General features: G+C 67.2%; 21 protein-coding genes. 10 read left to right on the top strand and 11 right to left on the bottom strand.

The features are described from left to right. Window positions 1-116 precede the first annotated feature (116 nt). Window positions 117-2,645, top strand: a complete 2,529-nt coding sequence (locus tag WJ16_RS05090; protein ID WP_069257962.1) for a DUF6600 domain-containing protein — start codon at window positions 117-119, stop codon at window positions 2,643-2,645. Window positions 2,646-2,747: 102 nt separating this feature from the next. Here WJ16_RS05090 and WJ16_RS05085 read toward each other — a convergent pair whose 3' ends face one another. Continuing rightward, on the bottom strand, window positions 2,748-3,719 hold the full coding sequence (locus WJ16_RS05085) for a thymidylate synthase (protein ID WP_069257961.1): 972 nt from the start codon (window positions 3,717-3,719) through the stop codon (window positions 2,748-2,750). A 41-nt stretch (window positions 3,720-3,760) separates the two neighbouring features. Continuing rightward, window positions 3,761-5,158, bottom strand: a complete 1,398-nt coding sequence (locus WJ16_RS05080) for a sigma-54 dependent transcriptional regulator (protein WP_069256116.1) — start codon at window positions 5,156-5,158, stop codon at window positions 3,761-3,763. Window positions 5,159-5,659: 501 nt separating this feature from the next. Here WJ16_RS05080 and WJ16_RS05075 point away from each other — a divergent pair. Next, window positions 5,660-5,983: a hypothetical protein gene (locus WJ16_RS05075; RefSeq protein WP_069256115.1), complete on the top strand. Its 324-nt coding sequence runs from the start codon at window positions 5,660-5,662 to the stop codon at window positions 5,981-5,983. 13 nt (window positions 5,984-5,996) lie between these two features. On the opposite strand, the gene WJ16_RS34655 is transcribed toward WJ16_RS05075, so the two are convergent. Continuing rightward, complete coding sequence (locus tag WJ16_RS34655; protein ID WP_157126721.1) at window positions 5,997-6,230, bottom strand: hypothetical protein; 234 nt, start codon at window positions 6,228-6,230, stop codon at window positions 5,997-5,999. Between the two features lie 26 nt (window positions 6,231-6,256). Between WJ16_RS34655 and WJ16_RS05070 the strand changes: the two genes are divergently transcribed. Then, window positions 6,257-6,757 carry a dihydrofolate reductase gene (locus WJ16_RS05070; protein WP_069256114.1) on the top strand — a complete coding sequence of 167 codons (501 nt, stop codon included), beginning with the start codon at window positions 6,257-6,259 and terminating at the stop codon, window positions 6,755-6,757. A gap of 84 nt (window positions 6,758-6,841) precedes the next feature. Here WJ16_RS05070 and pmbA read toward each other — a convergent pair whose 3' ends face one another. Continuing rightward, a complete protein-coding gene (gene pmbA / locus WJ16_RS05065; RefSeq protein WP_069256113.1) occupies window positions 6,842-8,212 on the bottom strand; it encodes a metalloprotease PmbA in 1,371 nt (456 codons plus the stop codon). A gap of 127 nt (window positions 8,213-8,339) precedes the next feature. Here pmbA and yjgA point away from each other — a divergent pair, with 127 nt between their 5' ends. Beyond that, complete coding sequence (gene yjgA, locus WJ16_RS05060; RefSeq protein WP_272481920.1) at window positions 8,340-8,942, top strand: ribosome biogenesis factor YjgA; 603 nt, start codon at window positions 8,340-8,342, stop codon at window positions 8,940-8,942. Further along, a complete protein-coding gene (gene mog / locus WJ16_RS05055) occupies window positions 8,926-9,534 on the top strand; it encodes a molybdopterin adenylyltransferase (protein ID WP_069257960.1) in 609 nt (202 codons plus the stop codon). Before yjgA ends, mog begins: the two co-directional genes overlap by 17 nt. Window positions 9,535-9,568: 34 nt before the next feature. Here the strand turns inward: mog and orn are convergent, their stop codons facing one another. Then, window positions 9,569-10,198: an oligoribonuclease gene (gene orn / locus WJ16_RS05050; RefSeq protein ID WP_069256111.1), complete on the bottom strand. Its 630-nt coding sequence runs from the start codon at window positions 10,196-10,198 to the stop codon at window positions 9,569-9,571. Between the two features lie 117 nt (window positions 10,199-10,315). Between orn and WJ16_RS05045 the strand changes: the two genes are divergently transcribed. From WJ16_RS05045 to WJ16_RS05035, 3 genes are all read left to right on the top strand, one after another. Next, the gene (locus WJ16_RS05045) at window positions 10,316-11,575 is read left to right on the top strand and encodes a M48 family metallopeptidase (protein WP_069256110.1); all 1,260 of its coding nucleotides are present in this window, start codon (window positions 10,316-10,318) and stop codon (window positions 11,573-11,575) included. Continuing rightward, entirely contained in the window at window positions 11,572-12,513 is a 942-nt protein-coding gene (rsgA, locus tag WJ16_RS05040; RefSeq protein ID WP_069256109.1) for a ribosome small subunit-dependent GTPase A, read from the top strand. The genes WJ16_RS05045 and rsgA overlap by 4 nt, the downstream gene beginning before the upstream one ends. 64 nt (window positions 12,514-12,577) lie before the next feature. Beyond that, the gene (locus WJ16_RS05035; protein ID WP_069256108.1) at window positions 12,578-12,895 is read left to right on the top strand and encodes a putative signal transducing protein; all 318 of its coding nucleotides are present in this window, start codon (window positions 12,578-12,580) and stop codon (window positions 12,893-12,895) included. A 65-nt stretch (window positions 12,896-12,960) separates the two neighbouring features. Here the strand turns inward: WJ16_RS05035 and WJ16_RS05030 are convergent, their stop codons facing one another. From WJ16_RS05030 to rpsP, 6 genes are all read right to left on the bottom strand, one after another. Then, window positions 12,961-13,899, bottom strand: coding sequence for a CobD/CbiB family protein (locus WJ16_RS05030; protein WP_069256107.1), 939 nt, complete (start codon window positions 13,897-13,899; stop codon window positions 12,961-12,963). Between the two features lie 120 nt (window positions 13,900-14,019). Beyond that, on the bottom strand, window positions 14,020-14,706 hold the full coding sequence (locus tag WJ16_RS05025; protein ID WP_069256106.1) for a CoA pyrophosphatase: 687 nt from the start codon (window positions 14,704-14,706) through the stop codon (window positions 14,020-14,022). 87 nt (window positions 14,707-14,793) lie between these two features. Next, a complete protein-coding gene (rplS, locus tag WJ16_RS05020) occupies window positions 14,794-15,186 on the bottom strand; it encodes a 50S ribosomal protein L19 (RefSeq protein WP_006486838.1) in 393 nt (130 codons plus the stop codon). Window positions 15,187-15,319: 133 nt separating this feature from the next. Then, entirely contained in the window at window positions 15,320-16,114 is a 795-nt protein-coding gene (gene trmD, locus WJ16_RS05015; RefSeq protein ID WP_069256105.1) for a tRNA (guanosine(37)-N1)-methyltransferase TrmD, read from the bottom strand. Between the two features lies 1 nt (window position 16,115). After that, window positions 16,116-16,793 carry a ribosome maturation factor RimM gene (rimM, locus tag WJ16_RS05010; RefSeq protein ID WP_043181889.1) on the bottom strand — a complete coding sequence of 226 codons (678 nt, stop codon included), beginning with the start codon at window positions 16,791-16,793 and terminating at the stop codon, window positions 16,116-16,118. 42 nt (window positions 16,794-16,835) lie between these two features. Next, complete coding sequence (gene rpsP / locus WJ16_RS05005; RefSeq protein ID WP_006476550.1) at window positions 16,836-17,090, bottom strand: 30S ribosomal protein S16; 255 nt, start codon at window positions 17,088-17,090, stop codon at window positions 16,836-16,838. Between the two features lie 153 nt (window positions 17,091-17,243). Between rpsP and WJ16_RS05000 the strand changes: the two genes are divergently transcribed. Together WJ16_RS05000 and WJ16_RS04995 are read left to right on the top strand one after the other, a co-directional pair. Then, entirely contained in the window at window positions 17,244-18,383 is a 1,140-nt protein-coding gene (locus WJ16_RS05000) for a PQQ-dependent sugar dehydrogenase (protein ID WP_069256104.1), read from the top strand. Window positions 18,384-18,492: 109 nt separating this feature from the next. Next, window positions 18,493-18,960: an NINE protein gene (locus WJ16_RS04995; RefSeq protein ID WP_069257959.1), complete on the top strand. Its 468-nt coding sequence runs from the start codon at window positions 18,493-18,495 to the stop codon at window positions 18,958-18,960. Window positions 18,961-18,997: the final 37 nt, after the last annotated feature.

Below are 18,997 nucleotides of genomic sequence, written 5' to 3'. Positions count from 1 at the left end.
GTTACATCGCGTGCCATTCGACTTACAAAACACCGCGCATTGAAACAGGCCGAGCGGATATCGTGAACTCAGCGGCACGAATCGACGTGCCGTCGATCATGACGAAGACGCTCACCATGGCCACCCTGTTCCCGCTCAAGCGCACCGCCCGCTGCACGCTGTTCGCGTTCGTTGCGCTTGCGGCACTGCCCCCCGCATTCGCGCAATCGCCCGCGCCGTCCGCAGCCGTCGCACAACAACCGGGCGGCGATCCGCCCAGCCGCGTCGCGCGGCTCAATTACCTGTCGGGCGCCGTGACGACCGAACCGGCCGGCACCGATACGTGGTCGTATGCCGCGGTGAACCGGCCCCTGACGACCGGCGACCAGATCTGGAACGACGCCGGCGCGCGCTCGGAACTGCACGTCGGCTCGACCGCGGTACGGCTCGGCGAATCGACGAGCCTGTCGGTGCTGAACCTCGACGACACGACCACCCAGCTGAAAGTGGGGCTCGGCACCGTCTCGACGCACGTACGCGCTCTGCCGGCCGGCGGATCGTACGAAATCGACACGCCGAATCTCGCGCTCGGCATCGCGGGCCCCGGCGACTATCGCGTCGACGTCGCACCGAACGGCGCGAGCACGACGGTCACGGTGCGCAGCGGCAGTGCGACCGTCTACGGCAGCAACGGGCAGTACCCGCTGTCCGCGGGCCAGCAGGTCGTGTTCACGGGCACCGACCTGCAGGTCGCGCAGCAATCCGCCGCGCCGGGGCCCGACGCGCTCGACCAGTGGGCCGCCAGCCGCGACGCGGCCGAGGAGCGCTCGGTGTCGGCCCGTTACGTGTCCCGCGACGTCCCCGGCTACCAGGATCTCGACGCGAACGGCACGTGGCGCGAAACCCCGAATTACGGCCAGGTATGGGTGCCGAACGACACGCCGGCCGGCTGGGCGCCGTATCACGACGGCCACTGGATCTGGCAGGCGCCGTGGGGCTGGACGTGGGTCGACGACGCGCCGTGGGGTTTCGCGCCGTATCACTACGGCCGCTGGGCCTACGTGGACGATAGCTGGGCGTGGGTGCCGGGCCCGCAGGTCGTCAGCCAGCCGCCGGCCTATGCACCGGCGCTCGTCGCGTTCGTGGGCGGGGGCGGCGGCCCCGACTGGAGCGTCGCGCTCACGGTGGGCGGCGTCGCCGCTGCCGGCTGCGCGTGGTTCGCGCTCGGTCCGGGCGAAGCGTGGCATCCGGGCTGGGGCCGCTGGAGCCCGCACTACTACGACCGCGTGAACCGCAACATCGTCGTGAACAACGTCAACGTGAACAAGACCGTGAACGTGACGAACATCACCAACATCAACAAGACGTACGTCAACTTCCGCGCGCCGCACGCGATCACGGCCGTACCGGCGTCCGCGTTCGTGCACGGCCAGCCCGTCGCGCACTTCGCGCAGCACGTCGATCCGCTGCAATGGCGCAATGCGCACGTCACGCCGGGTACGCCGGGTATCGCACCGGTGCGCCAGAGCTTCACCGGCGGGCTGCGCAATGCGAGCTACCGGCCGCCCGCGGCGCTTGCGCAACACCCGTACGTCGCGACGCGCAATCCTGCCGTGCCGGCCGCGTATCGCGACCAGGCCGCAGCCCATCTCGCGCAGCAAGGCGGGCGTGTGCCGGGTGCCGGCGCGCCCGTCGTGAATACGAAAGTGCCGGCCGACTATACGGCTCGCCCGGTCCGTGTTCCAGGCAAGCCCGGCGGCGGCGCATGGGCGATGCACAACGTCCAGCTCGTGAATCCGCACGGGCCCGTCATGCAGCCGGCCCGCGCGCCGCACGACGGCCAGCCGGCCGCCGCGCAGGCCGGGCGGCCAAGCGCACCGATGCCGGGCATGCCGAACGCCGCACGGCCGGCGAACGGCGAAAAACCCGACGCAGCGCGTTTCGCCAACGGCGGGATGCCGCCGGCGCCCGGCAACCCGATGCCGAATCAGGCGCGCGGGCCCGGCAACGGCGTCCCGCGTCCGCCGACGGCGAACAACACGCCGCCGGGCATCGGCAATACGCACGCGACGGAAGCGCCGTCGCCCGCGTGGATGCAGCCGCACACGCCGATGGAGCGTCAGCGCCCGGCCCCGCCCACCGCGCTGCATGCGGCCGGACAGAATGCGCTGCCGCCCGTGCGTAGCGCAGCGGTACCGCATCCGGACGGGGTGCCGAGCCCGCAGGGCGCGCAGCCCGGCGCCCGGAACGAAGCACCGCGTGCACTGCCGCAGCCCCGGCTCGACACTACGGCGCAGATCCCGCAGCCGCGTCCGCGCCCCGATTTCCCGACGCCGCCCCGGCATGAACAACCGCAACCGGAACGCGCGGCGCCTGCACCGCAACCGCGCGCTGAATTCGCGCAACCGGCGCCGCACCGTGAAGTCGCCCCGCCGCGCGTGAACGAGTACCGTGCGCCGGCCCCCGCCGCCCATGACGTGCCGCGGCCGCAACCGCAAGCGCCACACGTGGAGCCGCGGCCGCAACCGGCGCCCCGCATGGAGCCGCGCCCGTCGATGCCCGCCCCGCGCATGGAACCGCGGCCGCAGCCGGCGCCGCACGTCGAGGCACCGCACCCGGGCAACCCGCCGCCACAAGGCGGCCACGAAGAGCGGCATCGCCAGTGAGTGCCGCAAACGTGAAACAAAAAAGCCCGACCGGTATCAGCCGGTCGGGCCTCGTTCCTGCGGCGCGCGGATCGATGCGCGCGCGCGGCATCGATCGCGCGATCAGACCGCCATCGGCGCGGTCAGCGGCTCGTGGTGGCGGTAGCCGACGAGCGAGAAATCGGACGGTTCGACCTGCTCCAGCCATTCGGGCGCGTAGACGCCCGTCTTCGCATAGTCGGGCACACGGTCTGCAATCTCGAGCCGCGGGCTGTCGTAAGGCTCGCGCGTGAGCTGCTGCTGCAGCATGTCGAGCTGGTTCTCGTAGATGTGCGCGTCGCCAATGAAATACGTGAACCAGCGCGGCGTATAGCCCGTCAGACGGCCGACGAGCGCCAGCAGCGCGGCCCCTTCCGTCAGATTGAACGGCGTGCCGAGGCCGACGTCGTTGCTGCGGATGTACAGGCACAGCGAGATTTCGCGCTTCGTCGCGTTCGGCAGGAACTGATACAGCAGATGGCATGCGGGCAGCGCGATCTGGTCGAGCACGGCCGGATTCCACGCATGAAACAGGATGCGGCGGTCGGACGGGTTCTCCATGATCGTGTCGAGGCACTGACGCAACTGGTCGATCGCCTTGTACAGCAGCACCTTCGGCGCGCCGTCTTCGTCGAAACGCGTGACGATCCGGAAGCCGCGGCGCGTCGCATCGGCGATCTGCGCGTCGGCGCCCGCGTCGAGCACCTTGTAGCCCGGCCACTGGCGCCATTGCACGCCGTACACGTCGCCGAGATCGTCGACGCCCTGGCGATACGGGTTCGCGAGCCACTGCGCGTTCTCGTTCGCGTTCGCGTCCCATACCTTGCAGCCGAGCGCGCGGAAATCGGCCGCGCTGCGCGATGCGCGCAGGAAGCCGACCAGTTCGCCGATCGCGGACTTGAACGCGAGCTTCTTGGTCGTCACGGCCGGGAAGCCTTGCTGCAGGTCGAAGCGCAGCATCGCGCCCGGCATGCTGATGGTGCGGATTCCCGTGCGGTTCTCCTGCCAGGTGCCGGTATCGAGAATGGTACGAACGAGATCGAGATACTGTTTCATGCGGGTTCCTTCGGCCGCGAGGGCGGCCGTACCCGCCAATTTTAGCAAGCGTGATGCGGAAGCTCTGGCAACGGCGCCGAAAACCCTGCCAGCGTATCGCCGCGATCGCGCATGCCGTGCGCGCACATCAGCCGGTAGAGCGTGACGCGCGACACGCCGAGCTCGCGCGCGGCATCCGCGAAACGGCCGCGATGGCGCAACAGCGCCTGCTCGATCGCCTGCCGTTCGGCCGCCTCGCGCGCCTCCAGCAGCGACACGGGCGCGAGCGTCGCGAACTCGTTCAGCTCGAGATCGGCCGCGGTGATCATCCGGCCCTCCGACATGACGATCGCACGGCGCACGCGATTGATCAGCTCGCGCACGTTGCCCGGCCACGAATAGCCGTACAGCGACGCGACCGCGTCGGGGGAAAAGCCGCGCAGCCGACGATGCGCGTCACCCTTGAAACGTTCGAGCATGTGACGCGCGAGCACCTCGATGTCCTTGCCGCGCGCACGCAGCGGCGGCTCCTCGATCCTCAGCACGCACAGGCGATGGAACAGGTCTTCGCGGAACCGCCCTTCGCGCAGCGCCGCTTCCATGTCCACGTGCGTCGCGCAGATCACGCGCACGTCGACGGGCACCGACACGTGCGCACCCAGCCGCTCGATCTTGCCTTCCTGCAGGAAGCGCAGCAGGCTGGCCTGGCTTTCGAGCGGCAAGTCGCCGATCTCGTCGAGAAACAGCGTGCCGCCGTTGGCGGCTTCGACGCGGCCGATCTTGCGCTGGTTCGCGCCGGTGAATGCGCCGCGCTCATAGCCGAACAGCTCGGCCTGCAGCAGCGTCGACGGAATCGCGCCGCAATTGATCGCGATGAACGGCGCCTGCGCGCGCGACGAACGTTCGTGAATCGCAACTGCCGTCAATTCCTTGCCGGTGCCCGATTCGCCGGAGATGAACACCGGCGCGTCGGTTGCCGCGACGCGACGGATCGTCCTGAAGAGGCCGAGCATCGCATCGCAGGTGCCGACCATTTCGCCTTCGCTGCGTCCGGCGCCGACAGGCGGCGCAGCGGTCTCGGTCAGCGCGACCATGCCGTGCGCATGACCGACAGTCTCGACGATCCGCGACGTCTCGTACGGCATCGTCACGTAGTCGAAACAGTAGTCGCGAATGAGATGGCGCAGCGTGGCGTCCTGCAACTGGCCGCGACGCGTCGCCGCGATCCAGCCGATGTGCTGAATGCTCAGACAGGATTCGAGTTCGCGCAGATCCGAGGGCTTGAAGCCCGGCGAAAAATCGAGCAGTCCGGCGGTCGCGACACCATGCTGCACGACGCGCCGCACATCTCGCACGGTCTCCGCGAGATCGACACGCCAGCCGCATTCGTCGAAATGGCCGCGCAACGCGTCGTTCGGTTCGCGCGAATAGTAGATCACGTGCCGCTGATCGGCTCCCATATGCTCACCCCGTTCATCAACCGTCTAACGATTGCCGTGCACGCAGGTCACGTGCAGAAAGGTTCGAATCGGGTCAGCCGAAGGCGGCTCGATTCGCCATGCCGATGCTCGGCAACGACAAGGCCTCGCATGATGGCGCTTATCTCGCGTCCAGTTATTTTTGTTCAAGACAGCTTATCTATAGCCACCGAATACGACAATCCGGTTTCAGTCCGGCACGCGATGCGGCCGGATGCTCGGGAAGTCGATGCATGTCAATCGTCTGCACATAGCACTTGCGCAGCGATACGTTCGGTCGTCAATGCATGCGCCGATTTTCATCCTTGAAGCGTATCGGTTGAATCCGCAGTATTCCCGAGCCCCCTCGTTTCACGGCTGAAACATTTTCAGCCGTTTCACGACACAATTCGCAACGCTTGCGCACGAATCGCAGGCTCGACAATGGTCACGGCGCGATGGCATGCATTTCGCTGAATAAGGAAAACGTCGGAGACAGCGACCATGCGAAAACATCTTTTACTTTCTTTCGTGCCGCTGGCCATCGCGGTCGCGGCCGCCGGCCCGCCCACGCCCGCACGCGCAGACGAAGGCACGCCTGCGGACCGCGCGATGCTGCTTGCGGCAAACGCACCGGGCATACAGCACGGCAACGGGTTCGGCATCGTGACCGTGGCAGCGCCGCGATCGCCGCCGGGCGGCAGGACTTCGGTGACGCTGTGGGACGAGATCCCGCCGCCGCAGTTGCCGGTGCCGCTCCCGGCACCGCAGCCGGACGACGTACAGCACGCGATGGAAGACACCGCGCAAGGCCGGACGCATCAGTGACGCACGCATCGATTCATTTGATCAGGATAACGTATTGATTTGAACGAACCGGGCAGCGTTGATCAGTGCCGGCGGCGTCGATCTCGCAACACGGACCGGTTTTGTGCTCCGTCCCCCGGCGGGCACGCTTTTTATTCATTCCGTCGCCGCGACGTTTCAGGCAACGCGTCGCGGCGCGCATTGCGAAAAGGCGGATGCGCGCGCCCGGAACCGGCGCGCGGCGCGGTTCCGGTAGAATCGGCGCCATTCCGGTTTTCCTCTTCCCCGACCTTCATGACGACGTTGACCCTGATCGTCGCGCGTGCCCGCAACGGCATCATCGGCCGCGACAACCAGTTGCCCTGGAAACTTCCCGAGGATCTCGCCTTCTTCAAGCGCACGACGATGGGCGCGCCGATCGTGATGGGACGCAAGACCCACGAATCGATCGGCCGGCCGCTGCCGGGCCGCCGCAATATCGTCGTCACGCGCGATGCCACGCGCCGCTTCGACGGCTGCGACACGGTCACGTCGCTCGCCGACGCGCTGGCGCTCGCCGCGCGCGACGGCGTGCCGGAGGCGTTCCTGATCGGCGGCGCGCAACTCTACGCGGAAGGTCTCGCACTCGCCGACAAGCTGGTCGTCACCGAGATCGATGCCGACTTCGACGGCGATGCGTCGTTCCCCGCGCCCGACGCCGCGCAGTGGCGCGAAGTGTCGCGCGATGCGCATGAAGCGGCCGCACCGAACACGTTCGGCTATGCGTTCGTCGTCTACGAGCGCAAGCGCGGCTGATACGTCACGCACCACGAAAAACGCCCGATCGGCCGTGAGCCGATCGGGCGTTTTCGTTTGATCGCGGCCGATGCCGCGTGCCGCTTACTGCCCGGCGATCGTCATCTGCTCGATCAGCACCGAGCCCGTTTCCTTCGTGCCGCGCACGATCGAATCGGCACCGATCGCGACGATATGGCGGAACATTTCCTGCAGCGTGCTCGCGACGGTGATTTCCTCGACCGGATACTGGATCACGCCGTTCTCGACCCAGAAGCCCGCCGCGCCGCGCGAATAATCGCCCGTCACGTAGTTCACGCCCTGCCCCATCAGCTCGGTCAGCAGCAGGCCCGTGCCGAGCTTCTTCAGCATCGCGTCGAAATCGTCGCCCGGCTGCGTGTTCGAGCTGCGCAGCGCGAGGTTGTGCGAGCCGCCTGCGTTGCCGGTGGTCTGCGTGCCGAGCTTGCGCGCCGAATAGGTCGACAGGAAGTAGCCTTCGACGACGCCGTCCTTCACGACGCTGCGCGCACGCGTGCGCACGCCTTCCTCGTCGAACGGCGCACTGCCCATCGCGCGCGGCACGTGCGGATCCTCGACCACCTGGATGTGCGGTGCGAACACCGGCTTGCCGAGGCTGTCGACGAGGAACGACGTCTTGCGGTACAGCGCGCCGCCGCTCACCGCCTGCACGAATGCGCCGAGCAGGCCGGCCGCGAGCGGCGCCTCGAACAGCACGGGTACCTTGCGGGTGTCGAGACGGCGTGCGCCCATGCGCGCGAGCGCGCGCTCGGCCGCGTAACGGCCTACTGCCTCGGGCGCCGCGAGATCGATCGCGCTGCGCTTCGACGAATACCAGTCGTCGCGCTGCATGTGGCGGCCGCTGCCCGCGATCGGCGCGCAGGCGATGTAGTGCCGCGAGTACGGGTAGCCGGACAGGAAACCGCGCGACGTTGCCAGCACGAACTGCGAATGCTGGGCCGACACGCTCGCGCCCTCCGAATTGCGGATCTGCGGGCTGACCGCGAATGCGGCGTCTTCCGCGCGGCGGGCAAGTTCGACGGCCTCGTCGGCCGACAGCGCCCACGGGTGGTACAGATCGAGGTCGCGCGGGTCGGTTTCGAGCAGCTCGGCTTCGGCCAGACCGGCCGCTTCGTCCTCGGCCGTGAAGCGCGCGATGTTGTACGCGGCGGCGACGGTATCCTTGATCGCACCCGGCGAGAAATCCGACGTGCTCGCGTTGCCGCGCTTCTTGCCGATGAACACGGTCACGCCGACCATCTTGTCGCGGTTGTGCTCGATCGTTTCGACTTCGCCGCGGCGCACCGACACCGACAGGCCGTCGCCCTCGGAGATTTCGGTCGCGGCGTCCGTCGCGCCGAGCGCCTTCGCATGGCGAAGGATGTCCGAGGCGATTTCTTTGAGCTGGTCCTGCGTGTGCGGGAAATAGCGCGCTTGTACGTCGAGATTGGCTGCCATCGTCTTGATATCCGGTGGCGGGCGGGCGCCCGCATGGTCAAAATGTTGCGTATCCCGCGATCATAGCAAGGTCCGGGGCCGGATACCGACAAGCTTGGGGTGTCCGCGCCGCGATACAATGCCGCCCATGACACGCAAAACCCGAATCCAGCCGATCGAGCATGCCGTCGAAGACGACGACAATGGCTACGATCGCCCCAGCAAATCCCAGTTGAAGCGCGAGATGCATGCGCTGCAGGAGCTCGGCCAGGCCCTCGTCGACCTGCCGAAAGACGCGCTCAAGCGCATGCCGATGCCCGAAGCCCTCGCCGACGCCGTGCGCGAAGCGCGCCGGATCACCGATCACGAGGGCAAGCGCCGCCAGCTCCAGTACGTCGGCCGCGTGATGCGCTCGCTGACCGACGACGAAACGGCCGCGCTGCGCACCGCGCTCGACGCGCAGCGCGGCGTGAACAAGGCCGCGACGGCCCGCCTGCACTGGATCGAACGCACGCGCGAACAGCTGCTCGCGAACGACGACGCACTGACCGAATTCCTGCGCCAGCACCCGGAAGCCGACATCCAGGAAGGCCGCACGCTGATCCGCAACGCCCGCAAGGAAGCGCAGCAAGGAAAACCGCCGCGCTATTTCCGCGAGCTGTTCCAGTGGATCAAGACCGCGGCCGGCACGCCCGACGGGGATGACGAAGCGGCGGACGACGCCGGAGACGACCATGACGACGAAGCGTAACCACCCGGACGAGCTCGTCGTCGGCCTCGTGTCGATCAGCGACCGCGCGAGCACGGGCGTCTACGAAGACAAGGGCATTCCGGCGCTACAGGCGTGGCTCGCCGGCGCGCTGACGTCGCCATGGCGCGCCGAAACGCGCCTGATCCAGGACGATGCGCCGACGATCTCCGCGACGCTCGCCGAGCTCGTCGACGTCGCGGGGTGCGACCTCGTGCTGACGACGGGCGGCACCGGCCCCGCGCGCCGTGACGTGACACCCGAGGCCACGCTGGCCGTGGCGACCAAGGAAATGCCGGGATTCGGCGAACAGATGCGGCAGATCAGCCTGAATTTCGTGCCGACCGCGATCCTGTCGCGGCAGGTCGCGGTGATCCGCGAGACGGCCGACCATGCGGCGCTGATCATCAACTTGCCCGGCCAGCCGAAGTCGATCCAGGAAACGCTCGAAGGGCTGCGCGACGCCGATGGCAAGTCGACCGTGCCCGGCATCTTCGCCGCGGTGCCCTACTGCATCGACCTGATCGGCGGCCCGTACGTCGAGACCGACGCCGCGGTGGTCGCGGCGTTCCGGCCGAAAAGCGCGCGGCGCTGAGCCTCTACCCGGCGCCGGGCGCGCGCCGGCCCGCTCAGGCGGCCGGCGCGGACTCGCCGGCCGCGGCCGATGCGGCCGATGCGGCCGGAATCAGGAAATGCTCGCGGTAGTACTTCAGCTCGTCGATCGACTCGTGGATGTCCGCGAGCGCCGTGTGCATCGCCCGCTTCTGGAAGCCCTTGTAGATCGCGGGCTGCCAGCGGCGGCACAGTTCCTTCAGCGTGCTGACGTCGAGATTGCGGTAGTGGAAGAACCGCTCGAATTCCGGCATCCAGCGCGCCATGAAGCGGCGATCCTGGCAGATCGAGTTGCCGCACATCGGCGACTTGCCGGGCGACACGTACTGCGCGAGGAACGCCTGAAGTTGCGCGGCAGCGTCCGCCTCGGTCACGGTCGATGCGCGCACGCGCTCGATCAGGCCCGAGCAGCCGTGCGTCGACTTGTTCCAGTCGTCCATCTTCGCGAGCGTTTCGTCGCTCTGGTGGATCGCGAACACGGGGCCTTCGACGGCGATGTCGAGCGTCGAATTGGTCACGACGACAGCGATCTCGATGATGCGGTCGTTATCCGGGTCGAGGCCCGTCATCTCCATGTCGAGCCAGACGAGGTTCAACTCGTTGCGCACGAGCGCGGGCTGGCTGGCGGAAGCGGCGGTATCGGTCATGAGTCATCCTGGAAAATGGCGGACGGCGCGCGGCGCCGCCCGGGCGGCCGGCATCGCATCAGCGGGCCCGGTCCGCAAGAACATATAATTCTCGCATAGAACCCTTTGGCGCCTTCGATGTCACCCTTTTCGTTCACCCTGCTGTTCGCGCTCGCCGTGCTCGCGATGGTCGTCACCAAGCTGTGGCTCGCGTCGCGGCAGATCCGCTTCGTCGCCGCGCACCGCAACGGCGTCCCCGCGCAGTTCAGCGCGACCATCCCGCTCACCGCCCACCAGCGCGCGGCCGACTACACGGTCGAGCGCACCCGGCTCACGATGCTCGAGATCGTCGTCAGCGCGGCCGTGCTGGTCGGCCTCACGCTGCTCGGCGGCGTCGGCGCGCTCGACACCCTCCTCACCGGCTGGCTCGGCCGCGGCTACGGGCAACAGGTCGCGCTCGTCGCGGCGGTGCTCGTGATCACGAGCGTCATCGACGTCCCGTTCGAGTATTACCGCCAGTTCGGGATCGAACAGCGCTTCGGCTTCAACCGGATGACGAAGCGGCTGTTCTTCACCGACATGCTGAAAAACGCGTTGCTCGGCGCCGTGCTCGGCCTGCCGCTGCTGTTCGTCGTGCTGTGGCTGATGAACCAGGCCGGCAGCCTGTGGTGGCTGTGGACCTGGATCGTCTGGGTCGCGTTCCAGATGCTCGTGCTGCTGATCTACCCGACCTTCATCGCGCCGATCTTCAACAAGTTCGAGCCGCTGAAGGACGACGCGCTGCGCGCGCGCATCGAGTCGCTGATGAAGCGCTGCGGCTTCGCGGCGAAGGGGCTGTTCGTGATGGACGGCAGCCGCCGCTCCGCGCACGGCAACGCGTACTTCACGGGCTTCGGCGCGTCGAAGCGGATCGTGTTCTTCGACACGCTGCTCGCGCGCCTTTCCGGCCAGGAAATCGAGGCCGTGCTCGCGCACGAACTCGGCCACTTCAAGCGTCGCCACGTGATGAAGCGGATGCTCGTGTCGTTCGTGCTGAGCCTCGTGCTGCTTGCGCTGCTCGGCTGGCTCGCGCAACGCACGTGGTTCTACACGGGGCTCGGCGTCACGCCGTCGCTCGACACGAGCAACGCGGGCGCCGCGCTCGTGCTGTTCTTCCTCGCGATTCCCGTGTTCCTGTTCTTCGCGACGCCGTTCGGCAGCCTCACGTCGCGCAAGCATGAATTCGAGGCCGACGCCTTCGCGGCCAGCCAGACCGACGCGCACGATCTCGTCAGCGCACTCGTGAAGCTCTACGAGGACAACGCGTCGACGCTGACGCCCGACCCGGTCTACACGGCCTTCTACTATTCGCATCCGCCCGCGTCGCAGCGGATCGACCGCCTGCTGCAGCGCGCATGAGCCGACCGACCTCCCGCAAGCCGGCCCCGCGCGCGTCGAGCGCGCAACGTGCCGAAGGCCGCGTGATCGCGGCGCACGGGCGCCACTACATCGTCGCGCCCGACGACGGCGGCCCGATGCTGCAATGCTTCCCTCGCGGCAAGAAGAGCGATATCGCGGTCGGCGACCGTGTCGCGTACGAACTCGCATCGGCCGACCAGGGTGTGATCGTCGAGATCGGCGAACGACGCAACCTGCTGTACCGCTCCGACCAGTTCAAGTCGAAGCTGTTCGCGGCCAACCTCGACCAGTTGCTGATCGTGCTCGCGACCGAGCCCTACTTCAGCGAGGATCTGCTCGGCCGCGCGCTGATCGCCGCCGAGGCGAACGAGCTGAAGCCGCTCGTCGTCCTGAACAAGATCGATGTCGAAGCCGCGCTGCCGGTCGCGCGCGAGCGCCTCGCGCCCTACCGCGCACTCGGCTACGACGTGCTGGAACTGTCGGTGAAGGGCTCGCCCGACGATGCACGCGCGCAGTTGATGCCGCATCTCTCCGGGCATTCGACGATCCTGCTCGGCCAGTCCGGGATGGGCAAGTCGACGCTCGTGAACCTGCTCGTTCCCGATGCCGAAGCCGCCACGCGCGAGATTTCGGCCGCGCTCAACAGCGGCCGTCACACGACGACGTTCACGCGCCTCTACCCGCTGGAAGGCGGCGGCGCGCTGATCGATTCGCCGGGCTTCCAGGAATTCGGCCTCTACCACCTGACCGAAGGCCGTCTCGAACGCGCATTTCCGGAATTCCGGCCGCTGCTCGCCGACTGCCGTTTCTATAATTGTCATCATCTGCACGAGCCCGGCTGCGCGATTCTCGAAGCCGTCGCCGACGGCCGCATCGCGCCGTCGCGGCATGCGCTGTACGCGCAGCTCGTGCACGAGGCAAGCCAGATCGTCCGTTGATCGCGCGGTGCGCGCGACGGCCAGCCGGCGCCGTGCAGGCCGGCTTTCACCGACAGGAGCCGCGATGCGTTTCAAGGCACCCGATCTCGCGACGGCGCAGCATTGGGCCAACGTGCTTCAGGTGGCCGGCATCGGTTGCGAGCTGCACAACTGCTACGCGAGGGGCGCGCTCGGCGGCCTGCCTGCCGATGCGTGCACGCCGGAGCTGTGGCTCGACGACGAACGCGACGATGCGCTCGCGCGCCGGCTGCTCGATGCCGCGTCGCACGGCCCGTCGGCCGGCGCCGCGCCGTGGCGCTGCCGGCAATGCGGCGAGGTGCTCGAGGCGCAATTCACCGCGTGCTGGCAATGCGGCGGCGTACGCGACCCGCGCGACGACTGACCGATCAGCAAAAAGGCCGGCATCGAGCCGGCCTTTTGCCATTCATCGCGTACCGCGCTGCCCCGTCACGACACCCAGACGGCGAGCGTCAGCATCAGCAGCAGAATCATCCACAGGATCACCGCGCGCCACACGAGGCCGACCGCGGATTGCAGCGTGCGCGGCGTGCAGTCGTCACCGACCGACAATGGGCCGCTGTCGCCCACTGCGAGCGCATCGAGGCTCGACGGCTCCGCGAGCGGCCCCGCCAAACGTGCGCCGAGCGCCCCGCTGCCCGCTGCCAGCAGCACGCCGTCGTTCGGGTCGGGCCACTGGCGCGTGTGGTTGCGCCACGCGTAGATCGCATCCTCGAAATTGCCGACGATCGCGAAGCCGAGCGCGGTCAGCCGCGAGGGAATCCAGTCGATCACGAAGAACGCACGCTGCGCGAACGTCGAGAAGGCCGCCGTGCGGTCGTCGCCCGGCGTTGACCAGCTGCGCGCGAGGTATTCGGAAATCCGGTACAGCACGGCGCCGGCCGGGCCGATCGGCAGCACGTACCAGAAGAACACGCCGAATACGTGGCGGTGCGATGCGACGACGGCGTAAATCAACGTATAGCGGACGATTTCGCCGACCGGCATGTCGACCGTGTCGATGCCCGTCCACTCCTGCAGGATTTCGCGCGCACGCGGCACGTCGTCGTTGTTGAGCGCGAGATGGATGTCGGTGAAGTAGTGGCTGAACTGGCGGAAGCCGAGCGTGAAATACACGACGACGACGTTCCAGATGAAGGCAAGCACGAAGCTCACCTTGTACAGCAGGAAATAGATCAGGGCGACGATCAGCACCCACGGCAGCACGACCGCGAGCCATGCGAGGATGCCATGCTTCTGCTTGCCTGCGTCGAGACCATGCGCGACGGTTTCCGCATGAAACTGGAACAGCGCGAACACCGGATTGTTCGGCGACAACGCGCGGACCTGTTCGATGATGAGAGCGAGGAGAACCGAAAAGAAAGTCATGCGTGGCGCCGTCTTCGGAGTTATGTCATTTTTTGCATAACGATAGCACAGCGTAAGCGCCGGATGGCTGCCGGCGCGGTCGCCCGACTATCGGCCGCGCGCGCCTGACGCCGTGCGTGCCTAGCCTGCGACCAAGAAGCGGTACAGATTGCGCAACATGGCGGCAGTTGCGCCCCAGATGAAGTATTGCCCGCCGGGTTCGCCATTCGGATAAGGCATCGCAAAAAAACGACGCTCGCCGCCTTCCCAGCGGAACACGCGGACCTGATGGTTCGCGGGATTCATCAGGAACGCAAGCGGCACCTCGAAAATCTCGGCGACTTCGAACGTGTCGGCCTGCACGGTGAACGGCGGATGCACGAGGCCGACCACCGGCGTCACGCAGAAGCCCGTGCCGGTCAGGTAGTCGGGCAGCGCGCCGAGGATCTCGACGCGTTCCGCGGCCAGCCCGATCTCTTCCTTCGCCTCGCGCAACGCGGTGGCGGTTGCATCGCGATCGAACGGTTCGCGGCGGCCGCCGGGAAAGCTGATCTGCCCGGCGTGGTCGTTCAGGTGATCGGCGCGCTGGGTGAGCAGCACGGTGAGGCCCGACTCGCGGGCGACGAGCGGCACGAGTACGGCCGCGCTACGCGGATCGATGCCGTCCTGCAGCGTGGCCTCGCCGGGTTCGACGCTCCATTCGAGCGTGCGCGCGAAACGATCGCGCAGGCCGGACGGCGTCATCAGGCTGGAATCGATGGCCGGCAGGCCGGCGCCGGTGCCTTCGACCGGCAGGACCTCGGGATCGATGATGGGGCGGCGATTCAATGGGGCTCTCGGGTTCGTGTCGTATCGAGCATATTGTCGCGCCAGAATGAAAAAAGCACCCGGGTGGGTGCTTTTTCCTTACAGCTCTTACTCTTGGGAAGCTGCTGCGGCGCGATCCTTCGACACCAGCTTTTCCTTGATACGAGCCGACTTGCCCGAACGCTCGCGCAGGTAGTACAGCTTCGCACGACGCACGTCACCGCGACGCTTCACGACGATGCTTGCCAGCAGCGGCGAGTACGTCTGGAACGTACGCTCGACGCCTTCGCCCGACGAGATCTTGCGAACGATGAAGTTCGAGTTCAGACCACGGTTGCGAATCGCGATCACGACGCCTTCGTAAGCCTGAACGCGCTTGCGGTTACCTTCAACCACGTTCACGTTCACGATCACCGTGTCGCCCGGGGCGAAATCGGGGATCGTCTTGCCGGCGAGCGCGCGCTCGATTTCTTCCTGCTCAAGTTTTGCGATCAGATTCATTACTGACTCCTTATGCCATCGTGTCGGCGTTAGCACCCGCCTGCTTCCAGGCCTGGCCCCGATAGAGGATGGATTCACATCAGGCGCCGTACACGCATGGACGGCGCCGCCAATTCCCGCTCGCGCAGCCGCCTCAGGAGGCGTCCTTCGCTTCGCGTGCGAGGTTCGCAAGCCACGCCTCGTCGGCCCGGCTCAACAACTTCTCGCGGCGCGCCCGGACGATCAGGTCCGGCCGCTTCCGCAACGTATTCCTCAATGCTTCCTGGCGCCGCCACCGCTCGATCTCGGCATGATGCCCGCCGAGCAGCACGTCCGGCACACGCACGCCGTCGTATTCCTCGGGACGCGTGTAGTGCGGGCAATCGAGCAGGCCGTCGGCGAAGCTGTCCTGCACGGCCGACAACGAATCGTTCAGCACACCGGGCAGCAACCGCACGACGGCATCCATCATCGCCATCGCCGGCAATTCGCCGCCTGACAGCACGAAATCGCCGAGGCTGATTTCCTCGTCGACGCAACGATCGAGCAGGCGCTGGTCGATCGCTTCGTAGCGGCCGCACAGCACGACGACGCCGGGTTCCTGCGCCATCCGCACCGCACGCTCGTGCGTGAGCGGCGCGCCCTGCGGCGACATCATCACGACGCGCGTGCCCGCAATACCCTGCTCCGCCTGTGCCGCTTTCGCGGCATCGATCGCGGCTTCGAGCGGCCTGGCCAGCATCACCATGCCCGGACCGCCGCCGTACGGACGATCGTCGACCGTGCGGTAGTTGTCCGTCGTGAAATCACGCGGGTTCCAAGTGCGCAACCCGAAGCGCCCTTGCTTGACGGCCCGGCTGGTGATCCCCCAGTCGGTCAGTGCACGGAACATCTCGGGAAAGAGCGTGACGACGTCGAACTGCACCGCGCGCTCGATAACCTGGTTCATTTCAGTAATCGGCTTCCCAGTCGACGACGATACGACGCGCCGCCTGATCCACCGTTTTGACGTAGACGCCGACGAACGGAATCAACCGCTCGTCGGTGGTCGGCTGACCGTCTTTGCCGGTCGCCGGATACTCGACGCGCATGATCGAATGCACGCCGTTGTCGATCATCCCGCTCACCTTCCCGAGCGCCACCGACTGCTCGTTGACGACGTCGAGACCGATCAGGTCGACCCAATAGAATTCGTCCGCGGCCAATGCCGGGAAATCTTCCCGGCGCACGAACACGCGAAAGCCGCGCATGGCGAGCGCGGCATCGCGGTCGCTGACGCCCGCGGGTTGCGCAACGACGGTGTCGCTGTGCGTCTTCGACTGCATGATGCGGACGGAAAGCCGCTCCGCACCGCGTTCCAGCCACCAGCGGCGCGCATTGAGCAGCGCATCGCCACCGCGGCCGGCGTCGGCATGCGTCGCCACCTTGACCCAGCCCTTCAGGCCATAGGCGTCGACTACCGCCCCGACCTCGACGGCATCGTCGGGCCACGCCTGCGCCACTTCGAGACTGCCCTGCTCGGCAGCCTGACCGGCGTTCGCGACAGCGTCGCGCTCGACCGGCTTGCGGACGAATGCGCCAAACGACGCACGCCCGCGCCTTGCATTACCGGAATCGTGACCCGCCATCAATGCACCTCACAGCCGGCACGACCGGCACACCGTGCCATGTTAGGCAGCCGGTTGCGCCTTTTGCGCTTCCTTCACGAGACGCTGGACGGTCGGCGACAGTTGCGCGCCAACGCCTTGCCAGTACGTCAGGCGATCCTGAGCGATACGCAGCGATTCGCCCTTCGTGGCGACCGGGTTGTAGAAGCCGACGCGCTCGATGAAGCGGCCGTCACGACGGTTGCGCGAATCGGTAGCAACGATGTTGTAGAACGGGCGCTTCTTCGAGCCGCCACGAGCCAGACGGATGATAACCATATGATGTCCTTCGGGAAAACCGGGTTCGAAACTACTGAAACACGCGATTATAGCCGGAAACCAGAGGTACAACAAACACTTACGCGGAAAAATTCCGCGGACGGCCTGTCCGCCGGGCCTACAATCGTCGTGTCCGGGACGTTCCACACCGTCATGCCACCCCTTCGCGCCGCTTCGATGCGCGGCGGGCAGCACCGTTTTGCGGCGCTGTTCGCCGGGCTTGCCTGCCTCACGTGTGCACCGGCGCTTGCCGCGCCGTTGCCCGTGGGCGAACTCGTCGTGCCGCCGGGCTTTCACGTCGAAGTGCTGACCGACACGGTACCGACCGCCCGCGAAATGGCGTGGTCGCCGCGCGGCATCCTGTATGTCGGCACCCGGGAAGGCCGCGTGCATGCGTTCGCGATGCAAGAGGGCCGGATCACCGCGCACTACGTGATCGCGTCCGGGCTCGACATGCCCGTCGGCGTCGCCTATCGTGACGGCGCACTCTATATATCCGCGGTATCGCGCATCCTGCGCGTCGATCACATCGACGACCGGCTCGCCACCCCACCGGCCCCCGCCGTCGTCACCGACTCGCTGCCGACCGAACACCATCACGGCTGGAAATTCATCGCGTTCGGCCCCGACGGCAAGCTGTACGTGCCGACCGGCGCGCCGTGCAACGTCTGTCTCGCCGATCGCAGCCGCTTCGCGGTCATCGCACGCATGAAGCCGGACGGCAGCGGAAGAGAGATCGTCGCGCGCGGCGTACGCAATACGGTCGGCTTCGCGTGGCACCCCGATTCGGGCGAGCTGTGGTTTACCGACAACGGGCGCGACATGATGGGCGACGACGTGCCCGACGACAAACTGAACCGCGCGCCGCGCGCCGGCCTCGACTTCGGCTTCCCGTACTGCCATGGCGGCGACACACCCGACCCCGAATTCGGCAGCGCCGACGTGTGCCCCCGCTACGTGCCACCCGTGCTGAAACTCGGCGCGCACGTCGCGGCACTCGGCATGCGCTTCTATACGGGCCCGATGTTTCCGGCGTCGTATCGCAATAACGTGTTCATCGCCGAACACGGCTCATGGAACCGCAGCAAGAAAGTGGGCTACCGCGTGATGCGCGTCGTCGTCTCGGCGGACGGCAGCCATGCGCACCAGACTCCGTTCGTCACGGGCTGGCTGCGGCCCGAGGGCACGGTATGGGGACGCCCGGCCGACGTACTGCCGCTGCCGGACGGCTCGCTGCTCGTGAGCGACGACTACGCGGGCGCCATCTACCGCGTGACCTATGCGGCACCTTGACGCAGCCCGAGGGTGACCTGCCCCGATCGGGCATCGTAGAATGCGTGCCGGGCCGCGCGCCCGCGCCGGCCCGCCGGCCGCCCATGCCAACGACAATACGCCGCCATCCATGTCCAGCAGCACTGCCCCGTCCCGCCGCTTTCGCTCCAAGACGCTCACCGCCGCCCTCGCGTTCCTGCTCGGATCGCTCGGCGCGCACCGCTTCTATCTGTACGGCTTTCGCGACGTGTACGGCTGGGCGCACCTGCTCGCGACGCTCGTCGGCATCCCGGGCTTCCTCCTGCTCGCCGCGACGCAGCGCAGCGCCGGCCTCGGCTGGTGGCTCGCGGTACCCGGCGCGATCTCGCTGCTGGCGGCGTTCCTCGCCGCGCTCGTCTACGGGCTGCGCCCCGACGAAAAATGGGACGCACAATTCAACGCGGAGACGGGCAAGCACAGCCAGTCGGGCTGGACCGTGATCTTCGTCGTAATTTTCTCGCTGCTGATCGGCGCGTTCCTGCTGATGACCGCACTCGCGCTGTCGTTCCAGACGTATTTCGAGTCCCAGGTCGAAGCGGCCAAGCAGATTTCGCAGTAAGCGCAACGACCCCAACGCGCCGGCAATTCCGACCTGC

The sequence above is a fragment of the Burkholderia metallica genome, assembly GCF_001718555.1.
GTDB classification, from domain to species: Bacteria; Pseudomonadota; Gammaproteobacteria; order Burkholderiales; family Burkholderiaceae; genus Burkholderia; species Burkholderia metallica.
This window is presented reverse-complemented; position numbering and strand designations above follow the sequence as displayed.

Bases quoted from the DNA above. Each gene is read 5' to 3' on its own strand.
- WJ16_RS05070 (WP_069256114.1), top strand. From the start codon at position 6,257: ATGACGACGTTGACCCTGATCGTCGCGCGTGCCCGCAACGGCATCATC.
- WJ16_RS05080 (WP_069256116.1), bottom strand. From the start codon at position 5,158: ATGGGAGCCGATCAGCGGCACGTGATCTACTATTCGCGCGAACCGAAC.
- rplS (WP_006486838.1), bottom strand. From the start codon at position 15,186: ATGAATCTGATCGCAAAACTTGAGCAGGAAGAAATCGAGCGCGCGCTC.
- rimM (WP_043181889.1), bottom strand. From the start codon at position 16,793: ATGGCGGGTCACGATTCCGGTAATGCAAGGCGCGGGCGTGCGTCGTTT.
- mog (WP_069257960.1), top strand. From the start codon at position 8,926: ATGACGACGAAGCGTAACCACCCGGACGAGCTCGTCGTCGGCCTCGTG.
- trmD (WP_069256105.1), bottom strand. From the start codon at position 16,114: ATGAACCAGGTTATCGAGCGCGCGGTGCAGTTCGACGTCGTCACGCTC.
- WJ16_RS05075 (WP_069256115.1), top strand. From the start codon at position 5,660: ATGCGAAAACATCTTTTACTTTCTTTCGTGCCGCTGGCCATCGCGGTC.
- WJ16_RS05035 (WP_069256108.1), top strand. From the start codon at position 12,578: ATGCGTTTCAAGGCACCCGATCTCGCGACGGCGCAGCATTGGGCCAAC.
- WJ16_RS05085 (WP_069257961.1), bottom strand. From the start codon at position 3,719: ATGAAACAGTATCTCGATCTCGTTCGTACCATTCTCGATACCGGCACC.
- yjgA (WP_272481920.1), top strand. From the start codon at position 8,340: ATGACACGCAAAACCCGAATCCAGCCGATCGAGCATGCCGTCGAAGAC.
- WJ16_RS05000 (WP_069256104.1), top strand. From the start codon at position 17,244: ATGCCACCCCTTCGCGCCGCTTCGATGCGCGGCGGGCAGCACCGTTTT.
- WJ16_RS04995 (WP_069257959.1), top strand. From the start codon at position 18,493: ATGTCCAGCAGCACTGCCCCGTCCCGCCGCTTTCGCTCCAAGACGCTC.
- WJ16_RS05045 (WP_069256110.1), top strand. From the start codon at position 10,316: ATGTCACCCTTTTCGTTCACCCTGCTGTTCGCGCTCGCCGTGCTCGCG.
- rpsP (WP_006476550.1), bottom strand. From the start codon at position 17,090: ATGGTTATCATCCGTCTGGCTCGTGGCGGCTCGAAGAAGCGCCCGTTC.
- orn (WP_069256111.1), bottom strand. From the start codon at position 10,198: ATGACCGATACCGCCGCTTCCGCCAGCCAGCCCGCGCTCGTGCGCAAC.
- WJ16_RS05090 (WP_069257962.1), top strand. From the start codon at position 117: ATGGCCACCCTGTTCCCGCTCAAGCGCACCGCCCGCTGCACGCTGTTC.
- WJ16_RS05030 (WP_069256107.1), bottom strand. From the start codon at position 13,899: ATGACTTTCTTTTCGGTTCTCCTCGCTCTCATCATCGAACAGGTCCGC.
- rsgA (WP_069256109.1), top strand. From the start codon at position 11,572: ATGAGCCGACCGACCTCCCGCAAGCCGGCCCCGCGCGCGTCGAGCGCG.
- pmbA (WP_069256113.1), bottom strand. From the start codon at position 8,212: ATGGCAGCCAATCTCGACGTACAAGCGCGCTATTTCCCGCACACGCAG.
- WJ16_RS34655 (WP_157126721.1), bottom strand. From the start codon at position 6,230: ATGGCGCCGATTCTACCGGAACCGCGCCGCGCGCCGGTTCCGGGCGCG.